This window comes from Allgaiera indica (assembly GCF_900106675.1).
GTDB classification, from domain to species: Bacteria; Pseudomonadota; Alphaproteobacteria; order Rhodobacterales; family Rhodobacteraceae; genus Acidimangrovimonas; species Acidimangrovimonas indica.
The window spans coordinates 137,701-150,715 of record NZ_FNOB01000009.1; the positions used below are offsets into that span (position 1 = coordinate 137,701).

The following is a 13,015-nucleotide window of genomic DNA, read 5'->3' on the forward strand; positions in this document are numbered from 1 at the left end:
GGATGCAGACCCTGACCTACCGCGATGCCCTGCGCCGCGCGCTGGCAGAGGCCATGACCGAAGATGCCGACATCGTCGTGATCGGCGAAGAGGTCGGCCGCTATGGCGGCGCTTACGGCGTGACCAAGGATCTGATCCAGACCTTCGGGCCGGACCGAATGATCGACACGCCGATATCCGAACCCGCGATCGTCGGCGTTGCGGTGGGTGCGGCGATGACCGGGCTGCGGCCGGTGGCCGAGTTGATGTATGTCGACTTCCTTGGCTTGTCGATGGATCAGCTGGCCAACCAGGCCGCCAAGATCCGCTACATGTTCGGCGGTCAGATCGGCGTGCCGATGGTGTTGCGCACTCAGGGCGGGACCGGCCGCTCGGCTGGCGCGCAACATTCGCAAAGCCTCGAGGCCTGGGTGATGCACACACCGGGGCTGCGGCTGGCGATGCCGGCGACGGTGGCCGACGCCTACCACCTGCTGCGCCATAGTCTGACCCTGCCCGATCCGGTGGTGTTCATCGAGCACAAGGCGCTTTATGCGCGCAAGGAACAGGTCGATCTGGCCGCGCCCGTGCCGCCCTGGGGCAAGGCGGCGGTGCGCCGACGCGGCGACGATCTGGTGATCGTGACCTATTCGCGCCAGGTTCATTTCGCGCTCGACGCCGCCGCGCTTCTGGCAACGGCGGGGATCGAGGCGACGGTGATCGACCTGCGCACGCTCAACCCGCTCGATATCGACACCCTGCGCGCCGAAGTCGCGCGCGTCGGCAAGGCGATGGTGATCAGCGAAGGCGCCCTGACCGCGGGCGTCGCGGCCGAACTGGCCAGCCGGATCGCCGAGGAATGCTTTGATTTTCTCGAACAGCCGGTCGTTCGGGTCGCCGCAGAGGACGTGCCGATCGCCGTGTCCCCGACGCTGGAAGCGGCCAGCGTACCGGGCGTCGCTATCATCGCGGAAACAGCCGAGCGGATGGTGCGATGGTAAGCCGCGTCCTGACCATGCCGCGTCTTGGCGAAACCATGGACGAGGGCCGCATCGCCGGCTGGCTCAAGCGTCCGGGCGAGGATTTCGTACGGGGCGAGGCGATCCTCGAGATCGAGACCGACAAGACCGTCGCCGAATTTCCCGCGCTCCATGCCGGGCGGCTGGTCGAGATCCTTTGCGATGAGGGCGAGATGGTCGCGGTCGGCGCGCCGATCGCCAGGATCGAGGCCCAAGGCGCGGCCCCAGAGGAGCCGCAGCCGGCACCGCAGATCCCGCCGCGGATCCCGCCGGGGCAGGGGGACGGTCGTTCCCTTGTGGCGTCCGCCGATCTGACCGGGCCTTCGCCTCCGCCGCCGCCCGGCGAAGGACGGCGGCGCGCCACGCCGCTTGCGCGCCGGCTTGCGCGGCAGCGGGGGGTGGATCTTGACACGCTTGCCGGGCGCGGCCCGCGCGGGCGCATCGAGAAGGAAGACGTGCTTGCCGCTGCCCTCGGTCGCGCCCCGGAGGATACGCCACAGGTGCTCTCTTTCGCCGATCTGCCGCAGGGCCGGATGGCCTATGCCGCCGCTGGGCCCGCCGACGGCCCGGTGGCCCTGCTGCTGCATGGCTTTGCCGGCGATCACGCGACCTGGGCGGCAACCGCCAACGGCCTTGCCCGCGCCGGGCACCGCGTCCTTGCGCCGGATCTGCCCGGTCATGGTGCGACCGGGATCGAGGCCGCCGCGCCCGCCGACCTTGGCGCGCCGCTGGCGGATTTTCTGCGGGCGGCAGGGGCAGGGGGGGCGATCGACATCGTTGCCCATTCGCTTGGCGCCGTGGCCGCGATCGCGCTTGTCCGGACGATGGAGGGGCGGATTGCCGGCCTGACCCTGCTTGCCCCCGTTGGGCTGGGGCTGCAGATCGACACCACCTTCGTGCAGGGCATGGCGGCGGCCAGCACACCGGGCGAGGTCGCGCATCTGCTGCGCCGCGTCGCGCTGCGCGATCAGGCGCTTTCGGCCGAGGCGCTGGACCGGATCGCGGCCGCGTCGGGGCGCGGCAGGCTGGCCGCGCTGGCCGGGCACATCGCGGGGCGGAGCGGCCAGCGCCTGTGCGTGCTTCCAGACCTGGCGGAAATTTCGCAGCACCTGCCGGTGCGGGTGGTGTTCGGCCTCGAGGATCGTATCCTGCCCTGGCAACAGGTCACGGCCCTGCCGCCCGCCGTCGCGATCCATTTGATCGGCGCGGCGGGCCACATGCCGCAATGGGACCGGCCGCGCGAGGTCGCCGCGCTTCTGCGGCGCTGGCTTGGGCGCGGCGGCGGATGAAGGACTGGCGCGGCGCTGAACGCGCGCGCCCGCAAGATGGGGGGAGAAGGAGACATGGCCTATTTCCTGACCGCGGATGGCGGCACCGAAAGCCTGCGGGCCCGGGTCTATGATCTTTCGGGCACCTGCCTGGCGAGCGCGGCAATCCCGTATGAGACGCGCTTCGGCGCCGGGGCGCGGGCCGAACAGGACCCCGAGGATTGGTGGCGCGCCTTCGTGAATGCCGCGCGCAAGGCGATCGCAGAATCCGGAGTTGACGCGCGCGCGATCGAGGCGATCAGCCTGGCGACGACCTCGTGTTCCGTCGTGGCGCTGGACGGACAGGGCAACGCGCTGCGACCGGCGATCATCTGGATGGATGTGCGCGCCGGCGAAGAGGCCGAGGCGGCCCTGGCCACCGAAGACGCCGCGCTGCGGGTGAACGGCGCGGGGCATGGCCCGGTTTCGGCGGAATGGATGATCCCCAAGGCGCTGTGGATCCAACGCCACGAACCCCAGATCTTCGATCGCGCCGCGACGATCTGCGAATACCAGGATTTCATGACCCTGCGCCTGACAGGCGAACGCACGGCCTGTTTCAACAACATCTCGCTTCGCTGGCACTATTCGGCCGAACATGGCGGCTGGCCGCTGTCGCTGATCGAGGCGCTGGGCCTTGGCGCGCTGCGCGACAAGTGGCCCGCCCGGGTTGTCCCGACCGCAGAGGTGATCGGCACGCTGACCACGGCCGCCGCGCGGGCGCTGGGCCTGCCCGCGTCGGTGAAGGTCGTGCAGGGGGGCGTGGATGCCTTCGTGGGCATGATCGGTCTGGGCGTCGCGCGGCCCGGGCAGCTGGCGCTGATCACCGGGTCGTCGCATCTGCAATACGCCGTCACCGACCGGCCGATCCATGCGGCGGGGATCTGGGGCGCCTATGCGGATCTGCCCGCTGCGGGGCGCTACATGCTGGAAGGCGGCCAGACCTCGACCGGGTCGATCATCGCCTGGCTCGGGCGGCTGATGAACGGCACGATGGATCTGGATGCGCTGAACCGCCTGGCGGCAGGGCTGGAGCCGGGCGCGGATGGGCTGATCGTGCAGGACCATTTCCAGGGCAACCGCACCCCCTATACCGATCCGCTGTCGCGCGGCGCGATCGTCGGGCTGACCCTGGCGCATGAGCCGCAGCACATCTTCCGTGCGATCATGGAGGGGATCGGCTTCGGCACGCGGCTGATCCTCGACACCATGGCCGAGGCCGGCTGCCGCAGTGAAGAGATCACCATCGGCGGCGGGGCGACGGCGTCTGATCTTTGGGTCCAGATCCATGCCGATACCGCGGGGCTGCCGGTCGCCGTGCCTGCCTCGCGCGATGGGCCTTCGGTGGGGGCGGCGGTGCTGGCGGCGATGGGTGCCGGGCATTTCGCCAGCATTGACGACGGCATCGCCGCAATGGTCAAACCCGACCGGCGGTTCGAGCCGCGCCCGCGCGAGGCAGCCCTTTACGACGATATCTATGCCCGCTACCGCGCGCTGTATCCCGCATTGAAAGCGCCGCGCGCGGGCTGAGGGGCTTGGTTTCGAAATCAAGGCGCGGCCCTGGTACTGTCGATGGTGCCGGGCCCGTTGGAAACCTGCTCATCCCTCGCCACGGCTGCGCAGAAATCGAACCCACCGAACCTAGCTCTACTGTAACCAGTCGCCGCCGCGTCGGGCGTGATCGCAATTTGGTGCATCCCGCGCGGCGCGCTTGCCCAAACTGAACTGCGCGACTACCTATCCGGGATCCGCAGGCACCCTGTCACCGACGAGGGACCCGCAGAGGATAATTCCGACCACATTTTGTCTTCCCGGGCCTTGCCATGACGACAGATCCCCAGCCGACCCGATCCGCCCGTCCCAACCGCCTTCTGCGCGCGACGCGGTTGGGACGGGCCGAGATCCGGCGCTTGGTGCGCAACCGGGAATTCGCGCAGATTGTGCTGGCTGCGCTGATCGGCAGTTTCGTCGGCCTTCTGACGGTCGGGCTGCGCGACATTGTCCTGGCGTTGCAGTCGCTGAACTTCGGCCTGATCTTCGGGGCGCATCTGTCGGCACAGACCGCCGTCGATCACTGGCGGCTGGTGCTGGTTCCCGCGGTTGGTGGGCTGATCCTTGGCCTTCTGACGCTGGCATTGCAAAAGCTTCGCCCGACAGAGATCATCGACCCGATCGAGGCCAACGCGCTCTATGGCGGCCAGCTTGGATTTCGCGATTCGGCGCGGTTGACCGGGCTGACCATCGTGTCCAACGCCTGCGGCGCCTCGGTGGGCATGGAGGCGGGCTACAGCCAGTTCGGGGCCGGGATCTTCGCCTCGGTCGGCAGATTTTTCCATCTGCGCCGAGAGGATCAGCGCACCATGGTTTCGGCCGGTGCCGCGGCGGCGATCGCGGCGGCCTTCAACGCGCCGCTGGCCGGCGCCTTCTACGGCTTCGAACTGATCCATTCGCGCTACACCACGAAGTTGCTGGCGCCGGTGCTGGCCGCCTGCCTGTCTTCGGTGTTGGTGGCGCGCGAGTTGCGCTCTGACGCGCCGCTTTTCGATGTCTTCGGCGCGTTCGCCGTGCCGCATGCATATTATATGCTGTTCGTGCTGCTCGGGTTCGCGGCTGCGGCTGTCGGCATCCTGACCATGCGGCTTGCCACCACGGTCGAGCGGCTGCTGAAGGCGACCGGGCTGCCCGGCTGGGCGCGCCCCGCGATCGGTGGGCTGGCGGTGGGCCTTCTGGCCTTTGGGTCGCCGCAGATCCTCGGCTCGGGTCATGGGGCGATCGATTTCCACCTGAAGACCCAGTGGGCCCTTGTGCCGGTCTTCTTGCTTCTCATCGGAAAGGTCTTGGGTTCGGCCATCTCGCTGGGCGCCAGCTTTCGTGGCGGCCTGTTTTCTTCCTCGCTCTTCATCGGGCTCTTGCTGGGCGCGGTGTTTGCCGATGCCCTCGGCCTGATCTATCCGGCCGTGCTGCCAGAGCGTACCGCCTTCATGCTGGTGGGAATGGGGGCGGCCGGTGCCGCGATCATCGGCGCGCCCTTCACCATGGTCTTTCTGGTGCTGGAATCGACGGGCGATTTCATGATCACGCTGGCCACCCTGATCGGGGTGCTGATCGCGTCGACGACGGTGCGATTGACCTTCGGGTATTCGTTCTCGACCTGGCGCTTTCACCTGCGCGGCGTGCCGGTACGCGGCGCCTTCGACATCGGCTGGATATCCGGTTTGACTGCGGGCCGCATGATGCGCACCGATGCGCGCACGGTGCCCTTGACGATACCGCTGTCCGAATTGCGCGCCAGCGTGCCGCTTGGCAGCACCAAGACCCTGTTCGCGGTGCGAAGCGACGGCGGATACAGCGGCGTGATCGACGTCGCGGCCGCGCATGATCCGGAACTCACCGAACTTGCGCCCCATCTCGTTGCGGAAGACCTGACCACCTGCCGCAGCTGTTTCATATTGCCCGGTGAGGACGTTCAGGCCGTGCTGGACAAGTTTGCCGAAGCTCAGGCCGAGACGCTGCCGGTGGTGGCTTCGGCCGGCAATCCCCAGATTCTGGGCTATCTGTCCGAAGCCTATTGCCTCAAGCGCTACGCCCAGGAACTTGAGCGGCGCCGCCGCGATGACCTGGGTCTGGGCAAGGCTTAGCGGGTCGAGCCCCGCGGCCTGGCCGTGCGGGGTGAATAACCGCGCTGACATGGGGCAACTACGCCTCTAGCCACGACGACGGGGCAACCAGGGGGCGCACCCGGAACACGCCCTGACCCGTGCGGAAGCGCGTGACCCCGTGCAGTATCGCCCGGCGAAGAAAGCGGCCGTAAAGGCCGACATGACGCCGACCCTCGTCGACCCAAAAGCTGGGCAGGACGCTCGCCGACACCCTTGCCCCGGGGGGCAGGGGGTTCATCCGCTTCGGCTGTCGCGGGGCCGGGTGCGCATAGGCCACCTGGCGACCTGCAGGGGCCGCTAAGAGAAAGGGTGGGGCCACGAAGCCCCTGCCGGAGGCGACGCTCAAGGTGATTGCCGGCCTGGGGTCAGGCTGCTACATGGCGAATTGGAGAGCCCCCATAGCTCAACTGGATAGAGCAGCCGCCTTCTAAGCTGACGGTCTGGGGCCAGAAGAATATGGAATTACAGAGGGTTGGGAAAACGCCGACGGCTTGCGAACCGTTTTCCGAACCGTTATCAAAGAGCCACGGTCCCGTAGCTCAACTGGATAGAGCACCTGACTTCTAATTCCAACATGCGACCTGACTGACGGTCGCTGTCGGTATAATTACCTAATAAAATCAGGCGCTTCGGTTGATCATCCCCGCCGCTGGATGCCATGCAATTGCATAGTTGATTGCATGGAGGCCTATCGTGGCTACGCAAGAAATGACCTTCACCAAGGGCGCGCTCGACAAGGCGGCGCACGCGAGCGGCGCGGCGACGCGGTATCGCGATGCCCGCTATCCCAACCTCTACTTGGAGGTCGGCGCTCGCTCGAAAACGTGGCGCTACCGCAAGTTCTGGAAGGGGCAGAACTTCACGGAGACCCTCGGGACGTGGCCGCAGATGACGGTGATCGAGGCGGCCCAGACCGCGGCCGAGATCAACACGCAGGTCGAGGATGCGGGCATCGTCATCAAGGACACCCGCCCGCGCGGTGCGGGCGAGATCACGCTGCGGGAGGCGCTGGAGCAGCACGTCACGCGGGCGCTCGACCCGCGCCAGAGGAAGATCAGCGAAGAGACGGCTGCCGGGTATGCGTCGGTCATGCGCCTTCACGTCCCGCGCTGGCTCGACATGCCGATCTCGGACATCACGCGGCAGATGGTGAACGAGAAGATCAAGACGATGTCCAACATCCCGACCACGGCCAGTTCGCTGCTGCGGACGCTCTCGGCGATCTATGGCACTCAGCTTGCCTATCGCGATGATGGCTACGAGCACGACCCGACCTACCGGGTGAAAGGGTATGAGGCGCGCACCCGCGAGCTGCTGTTCGACGAGGCGAAACGCTGGCCAGCGCTGGACGCCATCTCGAAGGTGCCGAACCCGACCCGCCGCGCCGCATGGCTTGCCCTGCTGTTCACGGGCTTTCGGATGCAGAATATTCGTGAGCTTCGCTGGACGGATATCGACTTCGAGGAGCGGATGGTGACGCTCGGGCGGATGAAAAACGGCTTGAAACGAACCTTCCCGCTTTCCGACATTGCAGTCGAGGTGTTCCGCCAGACGCCGCGCACTCATGATGTGATCGTCTTCGAGGGCCGGCACTACGGCAAACCCATTACAGGCCTTCGTCAGATCGACCTCGACGGCAACGATGTGAACAGTGGAGGCGTTCTCAGACCCCATGATACCCGACACCTTTTTTCGTCGGCGGCTGCAAAGGCAGGTCTTTCTGGCCCGGTGATCAACTGGATGCGCGGGGACATCACCATTATGCAAGGTGCGGCTGGCCGCTATATGCACGATCTTGGGTCGCACGCGGATGCGAACGCCATCGCGGAACAGATCGTTTTCAAATGTTCACCTTCTTTGCCCGTTGCAAAGTTGCTCAGGCCTGCTTAACTTAATTTCACTTGCCTCCACTTTAAGGAAACCCCCTTCGAGTGAGGCCGTGACGCGACAGCGAACCAAGAACGCTGAGGAACCTTAATCTTGCCTCCGGGCGGTGAAGGCCTCTTGGGGAGAGGATGGGAGGAAAGCGCACGGTCATCTGGCTCTCATATCCAGAGAGATGACCTATGCACGACCTGAATCCGCTCGTCGCCGAGTTGCGCGATGTTATCGAAGCTCAATCTTTTCCTGAAATCATGACGCCTGCGCAAGCCGCGCAATTCCTTGGTGTGTCCGAGGACTACCTGCGCGATCACCGCAAGGCCCGTTCCGGCCCAGCGTATTCGCAGCCTGCGACGAAGATCATCCGCTATATGCGCGCCGATCTGATCGCTTGGCTGAACCGCTCGCGCGTCGGCGCATGAAATGACCGAGGCAAGTTGGCCCTCGCCTCGGTCGTATTGGTAGCGCAGAGCAACGCTAGTATCGCGTAACATGTTATATCGCATGTTGCTTCGCGGTTCGACCAAACTTTGAGGACCAGCTTGTCCGTCTTGAGGACAAGATTATGGAATTGATCAAGCAAATCGCAGCCCTCGCAAGCGCAGAGGCGCACGCCGAAGGCTATCCCGACAAGAAAACGGGCAAATTCACCTACCGCAAGGTCGAAGGCGCAATCACGCCAAAGATGCTGGCGGCGCACCTCGACGGAACGCAGCCGCTCGGCATGTATCTGAACGTGGACGCGCAGCAGCAGAAATCGCACTTCCTCGTTCTGGACTTCGACGATCACGACAAGAGGGGAATCGCTTACCAGCCCACTCTGGAAGTCGCGATGCACCTCCAGCGCGAGAACATTCCGTTCCTCGTGTTCCGCTCAGGTGGTGGTCACGGCTATCACATCTGGCTCGCCTTCGAGAACGCCCGTCGCGTGGACACCTTGAAGGCAGATGCGCAGCGACTCCTCGCAGGCGTCGAGGTGGACAAGACCAAGTTCGTGGCCGTGTCGTCGGGTTGCCTGAACCGCACGAAGGTCAACAGCAAAGGGAAGGCCACCCACGTTGAACACGGCGTCGAGGTGCTGCCAAAGGGCAAGGGTGCGCAGAACGTCGCGGTCCCCTGCTCTCGGGCGAGCGTGCCAATGAAGCTGGTGCAAGATGGCTCGGCCATCAAGCTCGAAGAGTGCGGACTTGACGAGTTGGAATTGAAGTTCGTGCCGACGAAGAAGCCAGGACGCAAGGCAGCCGAGGAGTCGTCGGGCGTTGATCGCGATGCAGCCTTCGACGCCTTCATCCAGAAGTTCGACCCGGACGACCGCGCACAATGGGGCGCCGCTGGCATCTGCCTTCAGGTCGCCTTCGGCAAGGAGAATGATTGGGCGCGCGACCGCTGGACCGAATGGTCAAAGACCTCGCACAAGTATCAGGCGGGCGACGACGCCGACTGGGATCAGTTCACCGGCGCGAAGAACTACTCGCCGTTGTCATTCTGGTACATCGCGAAGGACCATGGGTATTCGGGCAAGTGGCCGTTCACCCAGACAGAGCGCCGTAAACTGCTCGCCCTCGATTTCCTGACCGACGTGAAAATCCTCCGCGATCAGGCTGACAAGGCTTACGCGGAACTGCGCGAGCGCGACTTCGTTCAGATCGACTCGAACGAGTTCAAAGAGACGGTCGCCCTCGCTCTGTATCGCAAAGAACAGAGCCTGCCCGACGAACGCGCGGTGAAGGGTGCGCAGATGATCGCGATGGCGATGGCGCGCGATACGGAACCTGAAGACATCGCGCTGCGCTTCGCAAAGGTCGGTGGCAAGCGGTACGTCTTCCTCGCGGATAAGGGCCGCACGATCATTGAGATCGACGAGGAGGGGTGGCGCGTGAACAACGAGGCGCCCGTGCAGTTCCGCAAGGGAATCGGGTTGCCCATGACCGTCGAGCGCGGCGGATCGCTCGACGAACTGCTCGCCTTCTTCAACGTCGACCGCGACTCGATGATCTTCCTCCTGGCTTGGATGGCGACTGCGATCATTCACCCCGGCGGTCAATGCCCAATCGCGATCCTCGACGGGATCGCGGGCTCCGGCAAGTCGTCCACCCTGAGCACCATCGTTCAGATCGTCGATCCGAAGGTGGGCGCGCAGGCGGGCGATCCGCAGAGCGAGGAAGACCTCGTCGTTTCCGCCTACCAGTCCGCCGCGCTGTCCTTCGACAACGTGTCGTCGCTCTCGCGTTTCTCGGACGCGCTCTGCCGTATGGCGACGGGGGGCGGGATGAGCCGCCGAAAGAAGTACTCGGACGGCGATGTCTTCGCCCTCGACGCGATGCGCCCGGTGATCGTCGCTGGGGTTGATCCTACCTTCTACAAGCAAGATCTGATCGAGCGGATCATCCGCATCACCTTGACGAAACCGAAGGCCTACATCGACGAGGAGGAGTTCATTTCTCGGCGTCGTGAGATGCTGCCGAGGTATCGCGGCGCGCTGTTCGATCTCGTTTCCCGCGTGCTGCGCGACGTTCACGGAATCGAGCAGACAACGGCGCGCTTCGGCGTGTTCACGCGGGTCGGGGAGTGCATCGCGCGCCTGCTGGGACGAGAGGAGGGGTGGTTCATGACGCAGTATGAGATGATGCGGATGTCCATCGCTCTGGAGTCGAGTGAGGCGGACAGCGTTTACCAGTTTCTCGCTCATTACCTGCGGGGGTTCGACAAGGGCGTGGGGTCGAAGCACCGCGACACGGCGGGTCGCCTGCTGATGGAACTGAAGGACACACTGCGAGAGGCACCAATACCTGTCGCTGCTGCGGATATCCCGACGAACGCCCGCGTGATGGGGTCACGGATTTCCGAGTGCCTGTCGCTGCTCGCAAAATCGACGGGCTGGGTCGTGACGCGTGGAGCGGATCGAGAATTCGTCTTCGAGAAGATGTGGGAGATCGAGGTCTCGGCGGACGATGTGTTCGAGATCGCGAAGCAGTACGCAGACGCACGGGCGAGAGATGCTGGGATAGTCTAAGCTGCGCCAATAGCGACGCACACTACGCAAAAGGCGCGCGAGGGGAAACTCTCGTGCGTTTTTTATTGGATGGATGGATCGCGCTCACGAAATGTTACATCCATCCATACAATAGTTTCGCGTAAGTAATTTTGGGAGTGATGATGTTTGCGTAGTGTGCGTCGCCGGAGTCGCGTCTTGACGCCATTCGTGCACAGAACTCCCGATCTCGCCCGCCTCTCTCCACCTGAGCGCACAGTTTCGGCTTGATGATTGCATCGTTCTGATTGCATGGCGATCTATCTTTAAGCAATATCAAAAGGTTGCTGCCCGAGCGCGTCTGATTGAGCATTCGCTGATCCACCGCGTTCAGGTATGCTGAAATACGTCAACAATGGTGACATACTGGCCTGCTGAATATCTGCCACAAGGTGGGGCACGCTCCGCCAAGTAGAGCGCGCGCCCACAGACCCAGCCAGCTAGGCGAGACGCGGGCGTCTCAGGCATCGGCCCTACCGCCCATACCCGTTGACCATGCCGACCGTCTCTGACGCGGCGCTGTGGGCCTCAGGTAGCACCCGGCGGCGCCCGTCGAAGGGACCCCCTGTTCTGCTGCTGGCCCCCCGGTCCCACCTTCGGAAATTTCTCAAACCATCCAAACCTTTCCCCGGCCCAGCAACACCTTCTTCTCCGGCCCGATTACCTTCCTCTCCGGTTTGTTCGCCCTTGGTTCCACCGCATTGTGACGGTGCACGCGGGGAGTTCCGGGCGGTGGGCGCGTGCATGATCCTGACTGGTCCACCGCCCGACCCCAGACAGGAGCCACCGCCATGATCCCCTTCGACCGCCTGCATGAGCAATACGGTCTGATCCGCAACTGCCTCGAAGGCGAAGATGCCGTGAAGGCGTCGGGCCAACTCTACACCCCAAAGCCCGAAGGCATGACCCCGGGCAACTACGTCCACTATCTCGACCGGGGTTGCTTCTACGGCGCCCCCGCGATGACCCTCCGCGCGCTGACGGGTCTCGCGCTGCGCAAAGACCCCGTGATCAAGTTGCCCGCCCGCCTCGAACCGATGCGCCTGAACGCGACCGACGAGAACGCCCCGATGTCCGTGCTGATCGAAGACATGGTGCGCGAGGTGATGGCGATGGGGCGCTACGGCGTGCTGCTCGACTTCCCGGCGACCGGCGCGACGGCGAACACGGTGCCCCATATCGCGACGTTCAAGGCCGAAGCGATCGAGGACTTCGACACGGCCTATGTGGACGGGCGAAAGGTGCTGACGCGCGTCTGGCTCGCCTCGGACGAGACGTGGGAGGAGGCCGCCGTCTATTACGAACTGATCCTCGACGACTCGATCTACAAGTTCCGCCGCTTCATCCGCGACCAGCATCAGCGCCGCGAAGATGTCGGCGACGAGGTGATCCCGACCGTGAACGGGCGGGCGCTGAACTACATCCCGTTCCTGCTCGTCTCGCAGGAGGGGCTGCGGCCCGAGAATGTCACGCCGCCCTTCCTCGCGCTCTGTCAGGTCGCGCTCTCGCACTTCAAGAATTCCTGCGACCGCGAACATGCGATCTTCCTGACGGCCAGCCCGACTCCGTGGATCTCGGGCAGTATCCCGGAAGACCGCGTGCCCTCGACCATCGGTTCGGGCACAGTGTGGACGCTGCCCGAGGGCTGTCAGGTCGGAATGCTCGAGTTCACGGGCGCGGGTGTCGCGGCGCAGAAGGAGCTGATGCAGGAGAAGGTGGACACGATGGCGACGCTCGGCGCGCGCATGTTGTCCGTCACCATGAACCGCAACGAGACCATCGACACGGCGACCCAGCGCACGCGGTCGGAACTCGCGCTGCTGCACGGCGTCGTCGTCTCGGTCGAGGCCGCGCTGAACCGGCTGCTGCACCTCGCGGCCGAATGGGTCGGCGCGCCTGCGGACGAGGCGTCGGTAAACCTGTCGCGCGACTTCATCGAGATCGCCATGGACCCGAAGATGGTCGAGGCGCAACTGAAGCTGTGGCAGAGCGGCATGATCTCGCGCGCGACCCTCTACGAGAACCTGCAGAAGGGTGAGATCGCGCGGTCGGATCGGTCGTGGGCCGACGAGAAGGACATGGTGGAGGAGGAAGGCGGCGACCTGACCCTGCCTGTCTCCCTCGTCAAATCGAACTGAC

At 64.8% G+C, this 13,015-nt stretch carries 9 protein-coding genes; 8 read left to right on the top strand and 1 reads right to left on the bottom strand.

Annotated features, from left to right (window positions below; all coding sequences use genetic code 11):
• Positions 1-2 precede the first annotated feature (2 nt).
• The 4 genes from BLV97_RS10285 (at position 3) to BLV97_RS10300 (ending at position 5,943) form a co-directional block, all read left to right on the top strand.
• Entirely contained in the window at positions 3-980 is a 978-nt protein-coding gene (locus BLV97_RS10285; RefSeq protein ID WP_035845432.1) for an alpha-ketoacid dehydrogenase subunit beta, read from the top strand.
• Entirely contained in the window at positions 974-2,287 is a 1,314-nt protein-coding gene (locus tag BLV97_RS10290) for an acetoin dehydrogenase dihydrolipoyllysine-residue acetyltransferase subunit (RefSeq protein ID WP_035845434.1), read from the top strand. The genes BLV97_RS10285 and BLV97_RS10290 overlap by 7 nt, the downstream gene beginning before the upstream one ends.
• Positions 2,288-2,341: 54 nt before the next feature.
• Complete coding sequence (locus BLV97_RS10295; RefSeq protein ID WP_035845436.1) at positions 2,342-3,835, top strand: FGGY-family carbohydrate kinase; 1,494 nt, start codon at positions 2,342-2,344, stop codon at positions 3,833-3,835.
• A gap of 293 nt (positions 3,836-4,128) precedes the next feature.
• On the top strand, positions 4,129-5,943 hold the full coding sequence (locus BLV97_RS10300; RefSeq protein WP_051646243.1) for a chloride channel protein: 1,815 nt from the start codon (positions 4,129-4,131) through the stop codon (positions 5,941-5,943).
• A 58-nt stretch (positions 5,944-6,001) separates the two neighbouring features.
• On the opposite strand, the gene BLV97_RS21185 is transcribed toward BLV97_RS10300, so the two are convergent.
• Positions 6,002-6,202, bottom strand: coding sequence for a hypothetical protein (locus BLV97_RS21185; protein WP_160169197.1), 201 nt, complete (start codon positions 6,200-6,202; stop codon positions 6,002-6,004).
• Between the two features lie 470 nt (positions 6,203-6,672).
• Between BLV97_RS21185 and BLV97_RS10305 the strand changes: the two genes are divergently transcribed.
• From BLV97_RS10305 to BLV97_RS10320, 4 genes are all read left to right on the top strand, one after another.
• Positions 6,673-7,854 (top strand): tyrosine-type recombinase/integrase, encoded by a 1,182-nt coding sequence (locus BLV97_RS10305; RefSeq protein WP_035845439.1) that lies wholly within the window; start codon positions 6,673-6,675, stop codon positions 7,852-7,854.
• A 176-nt stretch (positions 7,855-8,030) separates the two neighbouring features.
• Positions 8,031-8,267, top strand: coding sequence for a helix-turn-helix transcriptional regulator (locus tag BLV97_RS10310; RefSeq protein WP_035845441.1), 237 nt, complete (start codon positions 8,031-8,033; stop codon positions 8,265-8,267).
• 143 nt (positions 8,268-8,410) lie between these two features.
• On the top strand, positions 8,411-10,858 hold the full coding sequence (locus BLV97_RS10315) for a TOTE conflict system archaeo-eukaryotic primase domain-containing protein (protein WP_035845444.1): 2,448 nt from the start codon (positions 8,411-8,413) through the stop codon (positions 10,856-10,858).
• 809 nt (positions 10,859-11,667) lie between these two features.
• A complete protein-coding gene (locus BLV97_RS10320) occupies positions 11,668-13,014 on the top strand; it encodes a DUF4055 domain-containing protein (protein WP_035845446.1) in 1,347 nt (448 codons plus the stop codon).
• Position 13,015: the final 1 nt, after the last annotated feature.

Coding starts and splice junctions, on each gene's coding strand:
- BLV97_RS10305 (WP_035845439.1), top strand. CDS start 6,673: ATGACCTTCACCAAGGGCGCGCTCGACAAGGCGGCGCACGCGAGCGGC.
- BLV97_RS10295 (WP_035845436.1), top strand. CDS start 2,342: ATGGCCTATTTCCTGACCGCGGATGGCGGCACCGAAAGCCTGCGGGCC.
- BLV97_RS10315 (WP_035845444.1), top strand. CDS start 8,411: ATGGAATTGATCAAGCAAATCGCAGCCCTCGCAAGCGCAGAGGCGCAC.
- BLV97_RS21185 (WP_160169197.1), bottom strand. CDS start 6,202: ATGAACCCCCTGCCCCCCGGGGCAAGGGTGTCGGCGAGCGTCCTGCCC.
- BLV97_RS10320 (WP_035845446.1), top strand. CDS start 11,668: ATGATCCCCTTCGACCGCCTGCATGAGCAATACGGTCTGATCCGCAAC.
- BLV97_RS10310 (WP_035845441.1), top strand. CDS start 8,031: ATGCACGACCTGAATCCGCTCGTCGCCGAGTTGCGCGATGTTATCGAA.
- BLV97_RS10285 (WP_035845432.1), top strand. CDS start 3: ATGCAGACCCTGACCTACCGCGATGCCCTGCGCCGCGCGCTGGCAGAG.
- BLV97_RS10290 (WP_035845434.1), top strand. CDS start 974: ATGGTAAGCCGCGTCCTGACCATGCCGCGTCTTGGCGAAACCATGGAC.
- BLV97_RS10300 (WP_051646243.1), top strand. CDS start 4,129: ATGACGACAGATCCCCAGCCGACCCGATCCGCCCGTCCCAACCGCCTT.